We start from the raw sequence: 20,941 nt of genomic DNA, 5'->3' as shown, positions 1-20,941 counted from the left end.
AATGCAAGAATTCATGCTTGCATTGCAAATGATTTTTCGTCTTTCATTTACTACGTTTCCTCCATTTTTCAATTCACAATTGTTAAATGTTTTATTATAACAGAGTCAAAATGTCTAAATCCACATGAACATAAGTTGGCAAAAATTCTTAGGCACGTCCCGATACGCTCATTAAAGGCGGTTGCTTTTTACCCCGATGTCATATTTCCCTAACATAATAGCTAAATATTTTATCATATTTTTAAAAATAAGTGTTGACAAATTAGGATTCATTAGATATTATAATATCAGTAATCGTTACTATTATTGTTATGGAGGAAAGCAAATGGTCAAATACAGTAAGCAACGTGAGTTAATCAGAGAAAACTTATTAAGCCGATATGATCATCCTACAGCAGACGATGTTTATGCAAGTGTTAAGCTAATACTTCCTAACATCAGTCTTGGAACTGTATATCGTAATCTTTCATTTCTGGTTGAACAAGGTGAAGTCCTTTCATTAAAATTAGGCGATGGTAAGGAACATTTTGATGGGCACACAGAACCCCACTACCACTTCATCTGCACAGAATGCGGTAAAGTTGAAGATATATTTATGGAAGAGTTACAGATTAACAAGATAGCTCAAGATCATTTTGACGGAATAATAAAAGGTCACCAAACTTACTACTACGGCATTTGTCCTAAGTGCAATAAGAAAGATTAGTAAGTCACTAAAAAATTATATATAATGGAGGAATTAAAAATGGCAAAATTTGTATGTTCAGTATGTGGTTATGTACACGAAGGAGATTCAGCACCTGAAAAGTGTCCAGTATGTGGAGTAGGTGCAGATAAGTTTAACAAAATTGAAGAAGGCGAAAAAGAATGGGCTGCAGAACACGTTGTAGGCGTAGCTCAGGGAGTAAGCGAAGATATTCTTGCTGACTTAAGAGCAAACTTTGAAGGTGAATGCTCAGAAGTTGGAATGTACCTTGCAATGGCAAGAGTTGCTCATAGAGAAGGATATCCTGAAATCGGTTTATACTGGGAAAAAGCTGCTTATGAAGAAGCTGAACACGCTGCTAAATTCGCAGAATTACTCGGTGAAGTTGTAACAGACAGTACAAAGAAAAACCTTGAAATGAGAGTTGAAGCTGAACATGGTGCAACAGCTGGAAAATTTGACCTCGCAAAGAGAGCAAAAGCTGCAAACCTCGATGCAATCCATGACACAGTACATGAAATGGCAAGAGACGAAGCAAGACACGGCAAAGCATTCGAAGGCTTATTAAAGAGATACTTTGGCTAATTACGAGCAACGTTAAAATAAATAGCTTACACCTGGGAGTTTACTCACAAAGGTGTAAGCTATTTTATTTTAATGTTGTGACAATCTCCAGCGAGAAGTAGTGAAGCGGATTCGAGCTGGATGTTGCTCGTAATTTATACGACAGCCGTCCATGAAATAGCCCGCATGGCTATGAATGGTGCTCGGCTTTTTTAATGTTGTGACAATCTCCAGCGAGAAGTAGCGAAGCGTATTCGAGCTGGATGTTGCTCGTAATTTATACGACAGCCCTCCATGAAATAGCCCGCAGGGCTATGAATGGTGCTCGGCTTTTTTTAATATTGCGACATAAACTGCTCGTAATTTACCATTGAATTATTTATATAAATTTGATACTATAGATATAGAAAAAGGTACTACCGATAGACGGTTAGTCACAAATATTTTAGTTAAAAAAGTAACCAAACCATTTGCAGACGGCGGTTACTTTTTTAAGTTATTTATATATTCTATAAGTATGGTAACTATAATCGAAATAATCATCAACACTATGTATAAAATCTCAAAATCACTCATTAAGTAAATCCCTCCTTTCCCAGATTTCTTCCTATGAAGATTTCCATGTAATCAGAGGATTTAGTCCCTCTTCTGAAGGACTAACCGCCTACCGTTTCTAGGTAGTACCCAAAGATATCATATCAAATCCGCTAAATTGTTGCAACAAATTGTTTGTGCATCAGCTTAATTTCATTATTTATTTACAAAATTCACTAATATAAAAATATGAAAAATTACTACCGATAGATATTTCGCCCTCAATAATTTTATTTAGAATAAAATGTGTATAGATAATGATGCATCTATTACTTCAACTTAATAAAAACTCCTACTCCTCTATCTCCTCGAACTTTAATCCATATTCTATGGCATAGGCCTCTACAAGAGAACCTTTAACTCCAATAATTGTACATTCAAGAGGTATTGGCTCTTCATCCCTAGAATAATTAGGATTTTTAATCCATGCATCTTTCAGTATATCTACTTCTCCCGCATAAACAGTTACACTTTCTAAGAAAGTACATCCGGCAAAAGCTCTCATTCCTATTTTTTCTAAAGTTTCCGGTAAAACAATATTTTTTAAACTTGAGCAATTTTCAAATGAAAGAAATCCAATTACTCTTGTTTTCTTTCCTAAAGTAACGCTTTCTAAATTTTTACAATTCATAAACGTTTTAGAAAGAATAGCTGTAACTTTATCAGGAATAACAATATTTGTAATTCCACTTCCATTAAATGCGCTACTATCAATTTCTTCTAAATCATCAGGTAACTGTATACTAGTTAAAGAACTGCAACCCATAAATGTCTCTTCACCTATAGTCTCTACACCCGATGGCACATTAACACTCTCTAACTCATAACAATTTTTAAATGCTCTATCACCTATTCCTGTAACACTTTCCGGTAAAACAACTGTCTTTAAATAATCACATCCTTCAAAAGCTGAACTTCTGACAATCTGAATTCCATATGAAACTACGACTTTCTCTACATCCATATTGTCCATAAATGCGTCAGAATCAATCAACCACACTTTCACACCATTAAGTTCATTAGGAACAGTTATTTCTTTATCACTTCCATGATAACCCTCTATTGCATATCTTCCATCTAAATCCATCACTACCCATTTACCTATAGTAATATTATTGTTCATTTCTTCTTCATTATCTGTGCCGTTATCAACTGGCTTTTTCGTTGTAATTTCTTCTTTTACCTGTTCTTTAGTAGTAGTTTCTTTAGTAATAAATTCTTTAGTAGTAGTCTCATTTACAATTGTATCTTTATTATCATTCTTAATAACATCTTTATTTGTCACCTTTTCATTAACTATAATCTTGCATTTTAATACTTTCTTCCCAAATTTAGCATAAATTACAGTTCTACCTTTCTTTACTGCCTTAACCTTTCCTTTTTTAGTAACTACGGCTACCTTTTTATTCTTACTGCTCCACTTAATCTTAGACTTTGTTCCCTTAACCTTTAAAAATATGCTGTCACCTTCATACATAGCTACACTTTTCTTAGTAAGCTTTACCTTAGTGGCTGCGTCAACAGTTACAAATACTGCACATAAGCTAATAATCATTGCAGTTAAAACAACTAAAATTTTTTTCTTGTTCATATACCCTCCATTAATTAATACATTTTTAGTTCCGATTAATTTTAACATAACAATATCGTCTTTGCAACATTTAGTATATGTGACATTTCTTATTTATATTGCAACTTTTATTTTCCTGATAACTTGACTAAATTTAATTTATTTTTCTTGTATCATTATCTAAAAGCATTTATAATTTTATTGGGGTAAGAAATAGGTTCAATAGAACCATAATAAAAGTATTGGAGGTAGTACATATGTACAAATTTTTGCGTGCAACATTATGGACTGTTGTCTTAATGTTGTTTGGCTCTACAGTGGCTTTCTGTGCCACTACAGACTTTGGCAATGTAGGTGAACCATCTTATAAACTTGTTCACACTCTAGATTCGTCAGAGGTATTCGTGGCAACATATGATGTAACCGATTACGGTGCCGTTGCCGACGGACAGACAGATAACACAAATGTTTTTCAAAAACTTCTAAACAAAGTTGGAGATTTAGGAGGCGGTATTGTATATGTTCCAAGCGGGCGTTATGCAATAAAAGGCGCTCTTTCCATTCCTAAAGGAGTTACACTTCGTGGTGACTGGCAAAAGCCTAGTCGAAATAACAGTGCTCCAATTGGGACATTACTTATGGCCTATACAGGACGAAATGGAAATGAACGCACAACACCATTTGTTGAAATGGCTCCTGAAACAGGAATTATGGATTTAACAATATGGTATCCTGAACAGGACCCGAATAACATTACTCCATATTCACCAACTATTCGTTATGGATTCAACAATTATTTTGGAAATGAATATTGTAATACAAAAAATGTCACTTTATTAAACTCATATATTGGCGTTTTATTTAACTATGATAACGGTGGTGCTTCACCGGTAGTTAACGGACTTTATGGAACTACATTATGTAAAGCTATAGAAATTGATAAAATAGCCGATGTTGGAAGAATTGAAAATGTAAACTTATCACCTGACTACTGGAAAAATTCAGGTGTTGCAAATGCCCCAACTACAACTTCTTTCAACGATTACATGTACAACAATTCAATCGGTATCGTAATGAGACGTAACGATTGGTCATACACATGTAACATTAATATTAATGGTTATAATATCGGATACGATACAGAAAAAACTTTATCAACTGATGACAATGCTACACCAAACGGCCATCACTATAACTTTGATTTATCCGAATGTAAAACAGGTATTCAGATTAATGCAACTAACTCTGTAGGTATTTTATTTGACGAGATAAATATTCATAATTGTGAAAACGGAATCGTGCTTGGCGAAAACACATCAGATGCAGCACAATTTACAAAAACAACAGTAGACGTATCTAAATATGCTATACAAATCCCTGATACTTCAAGTACAAAACTTACATTTAATTCATCAAAAGTATCAAGAGGTCGTGTTGCAATTAACAGTGGAACATTTGTTGCAAATAATACAACATTTAGCAACAGTACTCCGCAGATTTATTATGGTACTTCAGGTCGTGGAAACATAACAGAATGTGCATTTACTAAAGGTCGAAAAATCACAAATAAATCTGTTTATGAATCTACTTTAAGCGATAGTACGGTAGTAACCGGTGAAGTTTCAAATTTCACTAAAGTAGAATATGACCCACATACACCTGCAAGAACAGTTTTATATAACGCCACTGTTTCGCCATATAATGCCACTACAGATTCAAATGATAATACTTCTGCTATTCAGAAAGCATTAAATCAGGCTTCTAATGATGGTGGTGGAATCGTATTTTTACCTAGTGGCAAATACAAAGTTCGTGGACATTTGACAATTCCATCAAATGTTGAGCTTCGCGGTGCCGTTGATTTATGGAGCGTTCCTCATGGCTCAGGTACTATACTTGAAGCTTATGAGAATAGAAACAATCCGGATGGTGATTCTTTTATTCAGCTAAAGGCTGACAGTGGTATCCGTGGCATTGTAGTCGACTATCCTGAACAGGTATTTTCAGGAAGCGCAGACTGGCTTCCGGCAAAGTACCCTTACACAATTCAGGGACAGGGAGCTAATGTTTATGTAATTGATTCAGGCGTTCGAGCTGCTTATAAAGCATTAGACTTATTTACATATAAATGCGACAACCACTATGTTGATTTTTTAGGTGGTCACGCCTTTGATACAGGTGTGAGAGTAGGTGGAAATTCAGTTGACGGAAAACTTTATAACCTTATGTTTAACGTAATTGTTTATGCCTGCGGAAATGAAAGTAAATTTGGAAGCTTTAGTAATATGCCAAATGGCGTTTCTAACGCGCCTTTGTATTCATATGGACTTGAGCATTTAGATTTTCTTATTTTAGGAGATTGCGATAACGAAACATTATACAATGATTTCCACTATGGTTCATACCGTGGAACTTTATTACAAAATGATGGTAACGGTGGTCCTTCCGGTAGAAGTATGGGATTAGGTGTTGATGGTTCAACAAGAGCTGTTTACTGGGCATCCGGTGTTACTAAGAGCTTTAACTTTGATAACTCGCAGATTGTTTCCATTGGAGATAACAATCCAAAGACAGCTTATTTCTATTCAGAAGAAAACAGCAATTTTAAATCGACATTTAATAACTGCGATTTCTGGGGACAACCACAACGCGGACTAATTTTAAACTCAGGTAATTTGACATTATACGGCGCTCATTTTAATAATCCGGGACAGCAGACATTAGCAAGTGTATCAAATGCATCTTTAAATATTCTTGCCAGTGCTTCTAACCAAAATGGTAGTGCATTTGTTGATTCAGGAAGTGAAAAGAATATTTCCATATCAGGTTCTATTCTTAATAATAGAAATAATAATGCCGACTCATTTAAATCATTTGATAGCAATATGGGACTTGGTTCAACAGTATCTTCATCAGGTGCTCTTGCTCAGGTTTCAGGACGTGATTCATGGAAAGCTACAGCCTCTAACAACAACAATAATGCTAAAAATGCTTTAGATGGAAATGCATCAACAAGATGGGATACAAATGGTTCCCAGACCCCCGGTCAATGGTTTATGGTTGACTTTGGAAAAACATTAACATACAACACCATTATTTGCGATGTTGGCTCAAGTACATCAAGCGATGCTCCTGCAGCTTATGAAATATATGTATCTTCTAATGGAACAGACTGGGGAAATGCAATCGCAAGTGGTACAACTACTAACGGAATTATTAAAGTAAATGTTCAAAATTCAAGATATGTCAGAGTTGTTCAGACCGGTTCAAAATCTAACTACTGGTCAATTCATGAATTTTATGTATTAAATGCTGCCGCAAATAATGACCTTATTTCAGACGAAGATGAAAGTAAGGCTCCTGAAGAAACTACTACTGAAGAGACTACAAAACCGGAAGAGACTACTACTGTGGAACCAACTACTAAGCCTGAAGAAACTACTACTGTAGAACCAAAAGGTGAATTCATTAGTAATGATGTAAAAGTCATAGGCTATCAGATTAGTGCTGTACTTAGAGGTTCAAGAGTACTTTATTCATCTGAATCTACTATAAAAGGGCAAAAAGTTGTTTCATCCGGTTTAATTTATGGTTTTGCTAATGGTCCGATAACCAAAAATGATGTTGTACTTAATTCAGATAACAAATATATTGCTTCATACGAAGCTACTGCTAAGGGTGTAATTTCAAATTATAATGGTGATTCAGCAACTGCAACCTACTATGCCCGCACAATGACACATAACGGCTATGGTGCTGCAAGATATAATGCTAAATATTATGTACGTGCATACTCAGTTCTTGAAAACGGAGCTATTGCTTACAGCGAGGTGTATGACTTCTCATTATATAGCATTGCTGATACATTATATCAGAATAACTTAATGCCTACTTATGACGGACATCAATATTTATTCTACAATATATTAACTGTTGTACACCCTGATTATAAAGAAATTCCTTATAAATGGGAGAATACAGTTAACAAATAATTATTGGACTGACACTAAATTTATTTAAAGTGTCACTATAATATACAACAAAAAAGAGACTTCATTTACCAAGTATATAACGGTAAATCCAGTCTCTTTTTCATATTACAGTTTCATATTACAGTTTTATATTTCATTAATATGATAAAAATAGATTATACTCCAGGCTTTTATAAGTTATCTCATATTAATTTAACATTTTTTATTCCGGTACTACTTATGCCTTTTATTTTTATATAGTAAAAACGAATAAGCTGTAGGCACACAAACCATAACAATAATTAATATTATAATTGACACTTCTCCCACTCTTCCTAAAAATGCACTTATTGCAAAGAGTATTCCACATATTATCCACAAAACTCCTGCCATTCTGTGTGTTTTGTTCCAATTATTTATATCATTCAAGGTCCATGGTAGTTTTATTCCTACTGTATAATTCTGTCTGCATTTAGGAAGATAATTTCCAATGAATATAATTAAAATTCCAACTGCAACAATTACATATTTTGTAGAAGATAAATTATATCCTAATCCGTAAATAGAACATAAAGCAAAAACTATAACTGAAACTACCGGTATTGTCCATTTACTTATAGTAGCCACCACACTACCTCCACCATTATTTTTGGGGTCATTATTAATAATCACATGTAAAAGCAAATTAGCAAGTAACATAATTAACGGTAATGCAAAGCATACAAAAGCTTTAGGAGCATAATTATCTGCATTTCCTGAATAATTAAAATGTATCGGCATCTGCTTCGGTAATTTACTATATATAATTGCTCCGATAATCATAGGTAAAACACATACAATAGATGTAATTATCATCTGTTTTTTATTATTTATCTTCATCATTATTTTCCTCCCTTTCACTCTCTCCAAACTGTGAAAGCCATAATATTATTTCTTCCATAACTGATGTATTAAGCTGGTAATAAATGTAGTTTTTCTCTTTATTTTCATACACTAATCCGGCTTTCTTTAACTGATTTAAATGATATGACATTGTCGCTCCCGTCAAATCAAAATGCTCACCTATCTCTCCAGCTGACATTGCTTTATCTCTTAACAAAACAAGTATATCCCTTCTCACAGGATCAGACAAAGCCTTAAAGGTTTCATGAAAGCTCATATATTATACTCCTTTCTGCTATTTAGATTTTTTTCTAAATAGAATATACCACTTCAGAAATAAAAAAGCAATATCTATTTAGATTTTTTTCTAAATAGATATTGCTAACTAAAGAACTTTACAGTTCTAATCTATTTAAAGCAACAGACGGTTAATGTTATTGAACGATTGCTCGTCGTAAAAAAGTCTTATTGCTTGTTGTAAATAGATTATATTTGTGTCTATTTGTATAACACTTATTAAATTATTATTTCATACATAATCTGTAAAAGTTTAAATTTTCTAATCTTTTAACACTTATTACATTGTATGCTCAACTTATCAGTTTGTGATTTAACCATAAATCATTTCTGAATATATTTCATAATATTTTGTAATATATCTCAATATACTTAATCCTGATAATCCATATATTTGAGAGGGTCTTTCGGTTTATTTTTCTTTGTTACCTGGAAATATAAATTATCTCCTTCTTTTTCATAACTTGATGTTGGTTTATTTACATAGCCTATTACGCTACCTGCTTCTACAGTCTGTCCAACCTCATACTGTGGGTTTATTATCTGTCCATAAGTTGCAAAATAGTCATTTCCCATAGCAACTTTCATATAAACTCCATATTCATCATTTTGTCCTAATTCAGTTACCACACCCTTTGCCGCTGCTTTTACTTCGGCACCTTCTTTACTTTGGATGGCTATCGCAGGACTGCATTTGTACTCATCAAGAGTTGAAAAGTAAACTGTATTTTCCATATTATATTCAAGTAAAATATTTCCTTCTACAGGCCAGAGCAATTTACTGTTTTTATTGAATTTTAAATTGCTTACAACTGCTGCTGCCTCTGAAGAAAGTCCATACATATTATCTTTTTCATCCATATTTGATGCTGTATTTTCCTCTACAACCTTAGCAGTTGTAGGTTCTTCATTTACAATTTTAGTTTCTCCTTCATAACTTGAAGCTTCTTCCTCTGCCATACTTATTCTGTCACCTTCTGTTGTAACTTCTTTGCCTAAAGCATTCTGAGCAGCTTCAATGTTTTCAGAATCTACTGTTGTCTCAACCTTTGCAATTTTTTTTACATTAATTGTCTTTTCGTCTTTTTTCTGACCAATATAATAAGTACCCGCCGCAACCATGGTAAGTGCAACAAAGCACACCACTAATGAGGCCATAAATTTTTTGTCCATAAAACTATCGCATGTCATATTTTATAAAATAATCCATGCTCTCCTTTCTTTAACTTTGTTATAGTTAAAGTATGGACCAAAATATTATTTTCTATTCAGCTATCGTCACATCATAAAATTTTTTTAATATTTCTTCGTATCCCATTCCCTGCTCTCCATATTTTTCAGCCTGATTCATGCTTAATCCAAATCCATGCCCTTTTCCTTTAGTAGTTATTTTTATTTTGTCATCTATGTACTCTAACGTGATATTTGAACTATCTACATTTAAAGCATTCGCAAAATCTTCACCCGATATACCGGTTTCAAATATTTTTACAGACACAGCATATTCACTACTATCCTTTGCTATATTCGTATTTTCTATCATTTCATTTACCGTTATGTTTTTTAAATCGATTTCATTCTTTTCATTATCGTAAATTATAATTTTAGCTTTTTCCATTTTATCCGCTAATTCAGCCATTGTAAAATAACGTTCCATTTTGTAATCACTATTGTTATAGTCATCCTGACATACACCTGCTAACAAATAGCCATATTTTTCTCCTAATACTTCTAATCCGTTTCTTGTCATTCCTCCACTTATTTCATGATATAACGGAAGAATTATTTCTCCCTTATTTTTCATTACCATCAGTGCTGTTTCATTCATTACTTTATCAATTATCTGCATTTTACTTTTAAATTGCTCATTATTACTACTTCCCACAATATTTTTCACTACATCTAATGCACTTTTTTTACCTTTTAATTTTTTTTCATCTTTGCACACTTTAATCATTTTTTCATATGACATATAAGGAAGTCCTAATTCATCCGCTTCAATTTCCTTCTTATTTTTCATCATGTAAGCTATATACGTTCTGTCTACAACTGCCTGCGCTTTAATTGTTTCTATATTATTTTCCAAACTCATTTGTGCAAATAAGACACAGGGAATAAATTGTTCCACATCCATTTTTGTTTTATAACCATTTCCATCTATAACAATATATTTATTAAATTTTTTGCCATCATCCTGTTTTGTTCCTGTCCCCTTTATATAAATCAATAATCCTATCAAAGTTATTAATACAAATATAGCTCCAACAAATTTTTTATTAACTTTCATATATACTTTCAACCAAAGTTATTATTATATTGTATGCCTGTTTAACTTTTATATTTCAAAAAAAAAGATGCTATTACATCTGATTTCTCAAAATGTAATAGCATTTTTATATATTATAATTTACCCTTTAGACAATTGTAATTGTCTTCTATTTTTTCATATAAGCATAAAATCATAAAACTTTACACTTTCATATTTTATATACATAAGATATATGTAAATGTAAATCTATATTTACATCATATCCTACATATCTACTTTCACTTTTTCAAGATGCCAGATATCATCTACATATTCCTGAATTGTTCTGTCAGATGTAAATTTACCAACATGAGCAACGTTAAGCATTGCCTTCTTAACCCAGCCTTCCTGATCTTTATAAGCTTCTTCTACTCTCTTCTGAGCTTCAGCATAAGATCTGAAATCCTTTAAGATAAAATATCTGTCTGCTTTATCTGTTGACTGTGTATTCAACAATGAATTGTAAATATCTCTAAATCTTTCAGGATCATCAGGTGAATAGAATCCATTGATTAACTGCATTAATACTTTTCTGATATCCATATCTTCATTGAATATCTGCATTGGATCATAACCACCATTATTTTCATAATTGATTACTTCATCACTTGATAAACCAAATATAAATGCATTATCAATTCCAACCTCTTCAACGATTTCAACATTAGCACCATCCATTGTTCCAAGAGTTAAAGCACCATTTAACATAAATTTCATATTACCTGTTCCTGATGCTTCCTTAGATGCTGTAGAAATCTGTTCTGAAACATCTGCTGCCGCAAAAATAATTTCTGCATTTGATACACGATAATTTTCAATAAATACAACCTTAATCTTACCATTAATTGATGCATCGTTGTTAATTACATCAGCAACGCTATTGATTAACTTAATTGTAAGTTTAGCAATCTTATAACCTGCAGCTGCCTTTGCACCAAATATAAATGTTCTTGGATAGAAATCCATATCCGGATGTTCTTTAATCTGGTTATATAAGTACATAACATGTAAAATATTAAGTAACTGACGTTTATATTCATGAAGTCTCTTAACCTGAACGTCAAATATTGAACGTGGGTCTACATCAATACCATTATGTTCTTTAATGTATTTAGCAAGACGAACCTTGTTCTGATATTTAATATTTGCAAATTCAGCCTGAGCTTTCTTATCATCTGCATAAACTTCAATTCCCTGAATCTTAGGTAAATCAGTAATCCAGTCATCTCCTACTTTTCCTGTTACCCATTCTGCTAACAATGGATTTCCGTGAAGCAAGAATCTTCTCTGTGTAATGCCATTTGTCTTGTTGTTAAACTTCTCTGGGAACATTTCATAGAAATCTCTAAGTTCCTGTTTTTCAAGAATTTCTGTATGAAGTTTTGCAACACCGTTAACTGAAAATCCTGCACAAATAGCTAAGTTAGCCATCTTAACCTGACCATCATAAATAATAGCCATCTTTTCAATCTTTCTATGATCTCCAGGGTATTTATTTTCAATGTCTATAATGAATCTTCTGTTGATTTCTTCAATAATCTGATAACATCTTGGAAGTAATCTTGAGAATAATTCAATTGGCCATTTTTCAAGTGCTTCACTCATAATTGTGTGGTTAGTGTAAGCACAGCACTTAGATGTAATTGCCCATGCTTCATCCCATTCTAATAAATATTCATCCATTAATAATCTCATAAGTTCTGCAACTGTAAGTGTAGGATGAGTATCGTTCATCTGGAATACTACCTTTTCAGGAAGCTTGCTTAAATCATCATGTTTTGTCAAATATTTCTTGATTGCTGTCTGTAAGCTTGCTGAAATAAAGAAATACTGCTGTTTTAATCTTAATTCTTTACCTGCATAATGATTATCATTTGGATAAAGAACTTCAGTGATTGTCTTAGCAAGATTTTCCTGTTCAACAGCTGCCATATATGCACCTTTGTCAAATTCATCTAAATTAAAATGTACAATTGGTTCTGCATCCCAGATTCTAAGTGTATTAACTACGTTGTTTCCATAACCTACGATAGGCATATCATAAGGAATTGCACGAACTGCCTGATATCCCTCCTGGATAAAGTAGTTTCTTCCGTCTCTGTGTTCAACTCTTACGAATCCGCCAAATTTTACTTCGCAGGCATATTCTTCTCTCTTTATTTCTAATGGATTAACATGTCTTAACCAATCTTCTGGAATTTCCTTCTGATATCCATTTTCAATCTTCTGCTGGAACATACCATATTTGTATCTTATACCACAACCGTAAGCCGGATATCCTAATGTAGATAAACTGTCAAGGAAGCAGGCTGCAAGACGACCAAGACCACCATTTCCAAGTGCTGCATCAGGTTCCTGATCTTCAATTACGTTTAAGTCTAAACCAAGTTCTTCGATAGCTTCTTTGATTTCATTTCTACTTGATAAATTGATAATCATATTTCCCAATGCTCTTCCCATAAGGAATTCCATTGATAAATAATATACTGTTTTAGCATCAGCCTTTTCATATGCTTTCTGTGTAGCAATCCACTGATCAATAACGATATCTTTTACTGCATATGCAACTGCTACAAACTTATGTCTGTCTGACACTTCTTCCAGAGTTTTTCTGTAAAGCATCTTAGCTTCATCACGGACTTTTTTCTTAAATTCTTCTTTAAAGATTTCAGCCTCTGTCTTCACTGTTTTTGCCATTTAGTTTTCCTCCATAATTATTTACGGTACTTTTCTTATCTTAAGTATTAAGTGACGAATAGAATATTATCCGTCACTTTACAAAGCTATCTGTTAGTATATTTATTCGGGTTAAGTATTACTGCACTTTTTCTACACCAAGAGTAACTTTCTCACCGTTAATATTCCACTCTTTCGAGTACCCTTCGATTTTATCAAAAACGATTTCATTTGCCAACACTTCAGCCTTAATTTCGTCTAAATTGTCAGTAACTACTTTAATAATTGAATCGTTTTTAGAAACATTAACTACGATTTTATCCATGACCTCAAATCCGGCTTCTTTTCTCATAGTCTGAATCTTACTGATTATTTCTCTTACAAAACCTTCTTCAATTAATTCAGGTGATAAATTAGTGTCTAACACTACAGTAATATTGTTGTCACTTTCTGATACATATCCTTCAACCTGAGCTGTATCAATTAATAAATCATCTTTTTCAAGAACAACTTCTGTTCCATCGAAATCAAATTTTAATGCGCCTTCAGCATTTAACTGTGCCATTGCTTTATTTCCATCTAATTCAGCAAGTGCAGCCTTAATCTTTCCTAATACTTTTCCATATTTAGGTCCAACTGTCTTAAGCTGTGGTTTAAATGAATATGAAGTAAATGCACTTACATCATCTGTAAATTCAACAGTCTTAACATTTAATTCATCTTCAATGATTTCTTTGTAGAATTCAGATAAATCAAATTCTGCCTTAACCATCATCTTTCCGATAGGCTGTCTGTTCTTAATACCTGATGCATTTCTACATGCTCTACCCATTACTACAACTTCAAGAACATTTTCCATGTTTTCTTCTAATTCTTTATCAATGAAAGCTTCATTAACTTCAGGGAAGTCACATAAATGAATACTTTCAGGTGCTGTTGCGTCTACATTCTTAACGATATTCTGATAAATATCTTCTGTCATAAATGGAATCATAGGTGCTGCTGCCTTTGATACAGTTACAAGTGCTGTATATAATGTCATGTATGCATTAATCTTATCCTGTGGCATATCTTTCGCCCAGAAACGTTCTCTTGAACGTCTTACATACCAGTTACTCATATCATCTACAAAATCATCTAATGCTCTTGCAGCTTCAGGGATTCTGTAATTTGCAAGATTATCATCAACTGATTTAACCATAGTGTTAAGTTTTGATAATAACCATTTATCCATAACACTTAACTTATCATAATTAAGTGTGTATTTTGTTGGGTCAAACTGGTCAATTTCAGCATATAAAACATAGAAAGCATATGTGTTCCAAAGTGTTCCCATGAATTTACGCTGTCCTTCCTGAACTGCTTTTCCATGGAAACGGTTTGGAAGCCATGGTGCTGAGTTAGTATAGAAATACCATCTTATTGCATCTGCTCCATACTGTCCTAATGCTTCGAATGGATCAACCGCATTACCCTTTGACTTACTCATCTTCTGACCATTTTCATCCTGTACATGACCAAGTACAATAACATTCTTATATGGTGCTTTGTCAAATAATAATGTTGATTCAGCCATTAATGAATAGAACCATCCTCTTGTCTGGTCTACAGCTTCTGAAATAAAATCTGCCGGGAACTGCTGTTCAAATAAGTCCTTATTTTCAAATGGATAATGATGCTGTGCAAATGGCATTGCTCCTGAATCGAACCAGCAGTCAATAACTTCCGGTACTCTCTTCATTGTGCCACCACATTTTTTACATTTGAATGTAACTTCATCAATATATGGTCTGTGTAATTCTACTTTTGCATCATCAGGATTTCCACTTCTTTCTGCTAATTCTGCACGGCTGCCAATTGATTCCTGACATCCGCAATCGCAGCATTCCCAGATATTAAGCGGTGTACCCCAATAACGGTTTCTTGAAATACCCCAATCCTGTACATTTTCAAGCCAGTTTCCAAAACGTCCTTCACCTATTGATTTTGGAATCCAGTTTACTGTATTGTTATTTGCAACAAGCTTATCCTTAACTTCTGTCATCTTGATAAACCATGATTCTCTTGCATAGTAGATTAATGGTGTATCACATCTCCAGCAGTGTGGATAATCATGTTCAAACTTAGGTGCGTCGAATAACTGTCCTCTCTTATCAAGGTCAACTAATACCTTAGGGTCAGCATCCTTAACAAATAATCCTGCATAAGGTGTATCGTCTGTAAGCTGTCCTTTATCATTTACAAGCTGTACAAATGGAAGGTCATATTTACGTCCTACATTAGCATCGTCTTCACCAAATGCCGGTGCGATATGAACGATACCTGTACCATCGCTCATAGTAACGTATGTGTCACATGTTACAAAGAAACCTTTCTTTCTCTGCTTATCAGCAATAGCTTTTGCACAATCATATAATGGTTCATATTCTTTATTTTCAAGGTCTGCACCCTTCATTGTTTCTAATACTTCATAAGCCTTTTCATCTTCTGTAGCAAGCTTACCTAATACTGTGTCTAGTAATGCTTCTGCCATATAGTAAGTATATCCGTCAGCAGCCTTTACTTTACAATATGTGTCGTTAGGGTTAACACAAAGAGCTACGTTTGATGGAAGAGTCCAAGGTGTTGTTGTCCATGCAAGGAAATAAGCATCTTCTCCAACAACCTTAAATCTAACGATTGCTGAACGCTCTTTTACTGACTTATATCCCTGTGCAACTTCCTGCGATGAAAGAGGTGTTCCACATCTAGGGCAATAAGGTACAATCTTAAATCCTTTGTATAATAACTTCTTATCCCAAATATTCTTAAGAGCCCACCATTCAGATTCAATGAAATTGTCATCATAAGTTACATATGGGTTATCCATATCAGCCCAGAAACCAACTGTTCCTGAGAAATCTTCCCACATTCCTTTATATTTCCATACAGATTCCTTACATTTCTTGATGAAAGGTTCCATACCATATTCTTCAATCTGTTCTTTTCCATTTAATCCTAATAACTTTTCTACTTCAAGTTCTACAGGAAGTCCATGAGTATCCCATCCTGCTTTTCTTGGAACCATATATCCCTTCATTGTTCTGTATCTTGGGATCATATCTTTAATAACACGTGTTAAAACGTGTCCGATATGTGGCTTTCCATTAGCTGTTGGAGGTCCGTCATAAAAAGTATATGTTGGTCCCTGCTTTCTGCTTTCCATACTTTTTTCAAAAATGTCATTGTCTTTCCAGAATTTTTCTGTTTTCTTTTCTCTTTCTACAAAGTCGAGATTTGGTGATACTTTGTTGTACATATTTTTTACTCCTTTACTAAGTATTAAATAAGTTTCTTAAAAATTTGCTGTAATAAAAAGAAAAGACATCCGCCCATAAAGGACGAATGTCTGTTATTCGTTTAACCACCTTTACAGCATACTTAAGTTTCCTTGCATATGTGTTCCCTGTAACGGAGGAAATCCGTCAACTCCTACTTAAATAACTTCCGTCAAATTAAGTCAGTCGTTATTCAGTCATTCATTCGGGTTGAAACTCCGGAGTGATATTCATATACCAGTTACTTGTATCCGGCTTCCACCATCCCGGACTCTCTATTACTTTTACTACTATATTACTGTCTCCATCAAAGTCTTTATCATATTGCGAACAAATTCGCTTTCTATGTCTCTTGACACTTACATTATATTATAGTATCGCATTTATTAATTTGTCAATTATAAAATTATTGATATCAAGTTAACTACTTAAATTTATTTAGCACTAAATATAATCATTTTAAATTTATCACATTTATATTTTATCATAACTTTAATTTGCCTGCGATGGCTTAACTATTCCGTTTCCCCATCCATATTCAACTTCCTTATAATTGTTATTTACAATCTTTAAAATTTTGTTGAACAAATAGTTGTGTGCTATAACTGTATTCATCTTAGAACCCTGATATAAATCATCTGCTATATTATACATAGAGAAAGATTTTATGTCACCATAAGCTATTGTTCCATCTTCTAAAATTGCATAAGGTCTTACATAATATGTCATACTATATCCCTGTGCTGAAAAATCAGATATATTCATTGTTCTTGCATAATATGATGCTGTCTGTGAATCTCCATAAACCTTGTCTAATTTGCCCTTTGCAGTTGCTGCACAATTATATACATATTTATTATCGCTGTTTATAATCATATCATTTACAGAAATAGGATTTTTTTCTGTAACTACTCCATAAATAACTCCGACTTCACTTACTTTAATATTCTCAATTGCATTCTCTACAGAATAAATACTTCTAATACCTATTGCACCATCAACGCCACCAAAACATGTACTCATCTGATTTCCTTCAATCTTCAAGGAATCTGTTAATATTGGAGCCTTAATATTATATACGGCAACTTCATATATAGAATATCCATATGTTAAGTTTCTGGCTGTTCCCGTAATTCGTATGTATCTTGCTGTCTTTCCATTATTAAATACAATCTCATCCAAACGATTATTTTCTGAAGCAGCATCTCTTATGTCAGCAGCTGTAGTATAATTGTTGCCATCTGTAGAAAGTTCAATAATGTAATCCCTTGCATTAGCTGCTTCCCAATTAATTGCTACTTTTTTCAAGCCGGAATATACCTGGCCTAAATCAACAACTATGTTCTGAGGATCTTTATATTCACTTCCCCATCTTGTCCCCATATTTCCATCAACAATATTTTTAGCTGAATTCTGTCCTGATGACGCAACGACATTTTCATTTCCTGTTATGATATTCTTATATGCAACCGAATCTATTTTAATATCAGTGTCGTACTTATAATTTCCATTAACCTGAGTGCTTGAATATTCATAATCCTTTTCACCAAGATAATACTCTTTAGACCATTTTACTTTTAACCATTCAACACGATTTTCAAGCCAATCTCTTAAATAATTAACAGCTGCATCAAATGATGCCCATCCGATATTTGCATAACTATATCCGTCTGCTGAATCTTTTACTGTTTCACTCCATCCGGCTCCGCCATTTTCAACGGCAGTGTAATTTCTTCTGTAAGAATTTCCATATTCTTTAAGAAGTGTATTTATCTCACTATTATCCCCACTATATAATGCAGTGATATCATCCATTTTTTCATAAAATCTATTTACTACTTTTAATTTAAATTCTTTTATGGATGTTAATTTATCAAACCATTTCATATCAGTTGCTTTCCAATATTTATAGTCTGTAGCTGCATCTCCATAGCAATGAGGGGCTACATTTCCACTTGAAAGGTCAAAATCCCATGCCGGTCCTGCGTATATTTTATAATTTTCATCACCTGTCTTTTTTGTAATGTAAAATCTTGTTGAGCTATATGCAATATCCTGATTTTTAAATATTTCACTTACAAGATAAAAATTAACAAATGACTCTACATCAATATATTTTTCTACTTTTGAAAAATCACCTGTTGCAAGGGCATCTTCAAAACCATTGAGTATTTTTAAAGTGCTTTCTTTCTTTTTTTGTATTGCCGCAGTGTCTTCCGGTGTATCGGAATCAAACATATCTCCTCTTTCAGGGGAACCTATGTTAAATCTCTGTTCATATCTTGTTGTAATAAGATAATCTACACCTTCTTCATCTTTTTCATTGTTCTCTAACTCAATTAAAATATCATCACTTTCCGGATTTTCCGAATCAATATTAACTCTGTCCGTACCGGCTTCAACGGATTCAACTAAAAGATAATTTCCCATATATCGGCCGTTTAAATATAAGTCAACAAATCTTGACTGTGATGTAAATGGAATTCCAAATGCTGTATTTAAATCCAGTGCAAGTTTGTTTCTTATTAAAGATTTATCAAATGCATTTGCAAGAAGGCTCCATTTCTTTGCTCCTGCTCCGGTACCGTCAAATGCAGAGCTTAAGCCGAACAAATCTTTCTTTTTGTTAAATGTAATATTATATGCTTTTTTGTCTGCTAACGCAGTTGAATTTCCACGCACCTTAATTGTTGTTTTATTTGTAGCATCAACAATATCTTTATACTTTCCCTGATTATCTATTGCTGTAATTGATGCTGTCAATTTTCCCATGTCTTTATTAATTTTTAAGGCGTCTACATTTTTATCCGTTTCAATATAAATCTGGGCAATATCATCATCTCCTGATGAGTTTTCTTTATCAACTATAACTCCTTCTGATTTGTCAGATTCCGTACCATCTGCGTAAACAGCTGTAAGGTAAAATGTATGCTCACCATTTGAATATTTGCTCAATTGCTTATTTGTTAAATATTCACCACTGCTCTTTACAGATTTCACAACAGTTGCCTCATTATCAATATACACGTTATATGATGTTGCATTTTCTACTGAATCGAATTTCAGCACATAAATTCCCGTATACTTTCCATAATTAATAACCTTAAAGTTTGTTGGAGCCTTGGTTGATGTTGACTCCTCAGTTTCATCTGCCCTGGCAATGTAATTGAAATTAACTCCCGATATCATCATAACCATTGCAAGAACTATTGCGAATACCTTTCTTAATTTTTTTTGATTCATAAAATCTGTTATCTCCTTAAATAATTCCCTTTTTCATCAAATCTCTTACTAAATATTTTATCTAATAAAAATGTTTTTCACAATAATAAGCTCATATGGGAAATAATTTTTATAGAGTTATTTTATCTCTGTGAATCATTGCACACAAAAAGCACATTACATTAGCGGCTTCTTTACACTAACGCAACATGCTTTTTTTATATCATAGTTATTTTTCTAATATTCTGATTTTAATTATTTAGTCTTAACTGATGTTTTTCCTGACCATTTTCCATATACCTTTTCATCATTTGAAACAGCATACCCTCTTACTCTTATATAATATTTTTTGTTACTCTTTAATTTTTTCAAAACAACTGTTGTCTTTGCTACATTAATTGTCTTTGTTGTCTTTTTTGTAAACTTCTTACTTGTTGAATACTGAACAATATATCCTTTGGCATTTGTTACTCTTTTTAAGGTTATCTTAATTTTCTTTTTTAATGATTTCTTTTTAGTAATCTTTGCCTTTCCAACAGTTAAAATATTTTTATCAGCTGTCGGTTGTATAGTTGACTGATTTGCTCCGTCATTATTTGTTGCTTCTGTAACTTTTATTGTCTGTTCCTGTTTATTAGTAGTCTGCTCAGGCTTCTTTGTAGTTGTTTCTGCAATCTTAGTTGTTGTCTCAGGCGTTTTTGTTGTCTGTTCCTGTTTATTTGTAGTCTGCTCAGGCTTCTTTGTAGTTGTTTCTGCAATCTTAGTTGTTGTCTCAGGCGTTTTTGTTGTCTGTTCCTGTTTATTTGTAGTCTGCTCAGGCTTCTTTGTAGTTGT

Annotated in this window: 12 protein-coding genes; 3 read left to right on the top strand and 9 right to left on the bottom strand. The window is 33.2% G+C overall.

Features of this window, described 5'->3' with window-relative positions; all coding sequences use genetic code 11:
* The first annotated feature begins 325 nt into the window (after positions 1-325).
* Both DWW96_RS07725 and DWW96_RS07720 read left to right on the top strand, forming a co-directional pair.
* The gene (locus DWW96_RS07725) at positions 326-706 is read left to right on the top strand and encodes a transcriptional repressor (protein WP_117910030.1); all 381 of its coding nucleotides are present in this window, start codon (positions 326-328) and stop codon (positions 704-706) included.
* Positions 707-745: 39 nt separating this feature from the next.
* Positions 746-1,291 (top strand): NADH peroxidase, encoded by a 546-nt coding sequence (locus DWW96_RS07720; RefSeq protein WP_117910029.1) that lies wholly within the window; start codon positions 746-748, stop codon positions 1,289-1,291.
* Between the two features lie 865 nt (positions 1,292-2,156).
* Here DWW96_RS07720 and DWW96_RS07715 read toward each other — a convergent pair.
* Positions 2,157-3,455, bottom strand: a complete 1,299-nt coding sequence (locus DWW96_RS07715) for a leucine-rich repeat domain-containing protein (RefSeq protein WP_158562668.1) — start codon at positions 3,453-3,455, stop codon at positions 2,157-2,159.
* A gap of 236 nt (positions 3,456-3,691) precedes the next feature.
* On the opposite strand from DWW96_RS07715, the gene DWW96_RS07710 reads away from it, so the two are divergent.
* Positions 3,692-7,426, top strand: a complete 3,735-nt coding sequence (locus tag DWW96_RS07710) for a glycosyl hydrolase family 28-related protein (protein ID WP_117910027.1) — start codon at positions 3,692-3,694, stop codon at positions 7,424-7,426.
* A 213-nt stretch (positions 7,427-7,639) separates the two neighbouring features.
* Here DWW96_RS07710 and DWW96_RS07705 read toward each other — a convergent pair whose 3' ends face one another.
* The 8 genes from DWW96_RS07705 to DWW96_RS13995 form a co-directional block, all read right to left on the bottom strand.
* A complete protein-coding gene (locus DWW96_RS07705) occupies positions 7,640-8,287 on the bottom strand; it encodes an SdpI family protein (RefSeq protein WP_022088977.1) in 648 nt (215 codons plus the stop codon).
* On the bottom strand, positions 8,271-8,564 hold the full coding sequence (locus tag DWW96_RS07700) for an autorepressor SdpR family transcription factor (protein ID WP_022088978.1): 294 nt from the start codon (positions 8,562-8,564) through the stop codon (positions 8,271-8,273). Before DWW96_RS07700 ends, DWW96_RS07705 begins: the two co-directional genes overlap by 17 nt.
* 392 nt (positions 8,565-8,956) lie before the next feature.
* On the bottom strand, positions 8,957-9,775 hold the full coding sequence (locus DWW96_RS07695; RefSeq protein WP_022088979.1) for a peptidoglycan DD-metalloendopeptidase family protein: 819 nt from the start codon (positions 9,773-9,775) through the stop codon (positions 8,957-8,959).
* Positions 9,776-9,848: 73 nt separating this feature from the next.
* Positions 9,849-10,871, bottom strand: a complete 1,023-nt coding sequence (locus tag DWW96_RS07690) for a SpoIID/LytB domain-containing protein (RefSeq protein ID WP_022088980.1) — start codon at positions 10,869-10,871, stop codon at positions 9,849-9,851.
* 246 nt (positions 10,872-11,117) lie between these two features.
* Positions 11,118-13,589, bottom strand: coding sequence for a glycogen/starch/alpha-glucan phosphorylase (locus DWW96_RS07685; RefSeq protein WP_022088982.1), 2,472 nt, complete (start codon positions 13,587-13,589; stop codon positions 11,118-11,120).
* Between the two features lie 118 nt (positions 13,590-13,707).
* Positions 13,708-16,866, bottom strand: coding sequence for an isoleucine--tRNA ligase (gene ileS, locus DWW96_RS07680; protein WP_022088983.1), 3,159 nt, complete (start codon positions 16,864-16,866; stop codon positions 13,708-13,710).
* Positions 16,867-17,377: 511 nt separating this feature from the next.
* Positions 17,378-20,128, bottom strand: a complete 2,751-nt coding sequence (locus tag DWW96_RS07675; protein ID WP_117910026.1) for a CotH kinase family protein — start codon at positions 20,126-20,128, stop codon at positions 17,378-17,380.
* Between the two features lie 234 nt (positions 20,129-20,362).
* The coding region (locus tag DWW96_RS13995; RefSeq protein ID WP_199522683.1) for a fibronectin type III domain-containing protein at positions 20,363-20,941 on the bottom strand (579 nt) is incomplete at its 5' end.

This window comes from Eubacterium sp. AF17-7 (assembly GCF_003461285.1).
In the GTDB taxonomy this organism is placed as follows: Bacteria; Bacillota; Clostridia; order Lachnospirales; family Lachnospiraceae; genus Eubacterium_U; species Eubacterium_U album.
Note: the sequence above shows the minus strand (reverse complement) of the source record. Positions and strands in the feature narration are given on the sequence as shown.

Coding starts and splice junctions, on each gene's coding strand:
- DWW96_RS07725 (WP_117910030.1), top strand. CDS start 326: ATGGTCAAATACAGTAAGCAACGTGAGTTAATCAGAGAAAACTTATTA.
- DWW96_RS07705 (WP_022088977.1), bottom strand. CDS start 8,287: ATGATGAAGATAAATAATAAAAAACAGATGATAATTACATCTATTGTA.
- DWW96_RS07715 (WP_158562668.1), bottom strand. CDS start 3,455: ATGAACAAGAAAAAAATTTTAGTTGTTTTAACTGCAATGATTATTAGC.
- DWW96_RS07695 (WP_022088979.1), bottom strand. CDS start 9,775: ATGACATGCGATAGTTTTATGGACAAAAAATTTATGGCCTCATTAGTG.
- DWW96_RS07685 (WP_022088982.1), bottom strand. CDS start 13,589: ATGGCAAAAACAGTGAAGACAGAGGCTGAAATCTTTAAAGAAGAATTT.
- ileS (WP_022088983.1), bottom strand. CDS start 16,866: ATGTACAACAAAGTATCACCAAATCTCGACTTTGTAGAAAGAGAAAAG.
- DWW96_RS07720 (WP_117910029.1), top strand. CDS start 746: ATGGCAAAATTTGTATGTTCAGTATGTGGTTATGTACACGAAGGAGAT.
- DWW96_RS07690 (WP_022088980.1), bottom strand. CDS start 10,871: ATGAAAGTTAATAAAAAATTTGTTGGAGCTATATTTGTATTAATAACT.
- DWW96_RS07675 (WP_117910026.1), bottom strand. CDS start 20,128: ATGAATCAAAAAAAATTAAGAAAGGTATTCGCAATAGTTCTTGCAATG.
- DWW96_RS07710 (WP_117910027.1), top strand. CDS start 3,692: ATGTACAAATTTTTGCGTGCAACATTATGGACTGTTGTCTTAATGTTG.
- DWW96_RS07700 (WP_022088978.1), bottom strand. CDS start 8,564: ATGAGCTTTCATGAAACCTTTAAGGCTTTGTCTGATCCTGTGAGAAGG.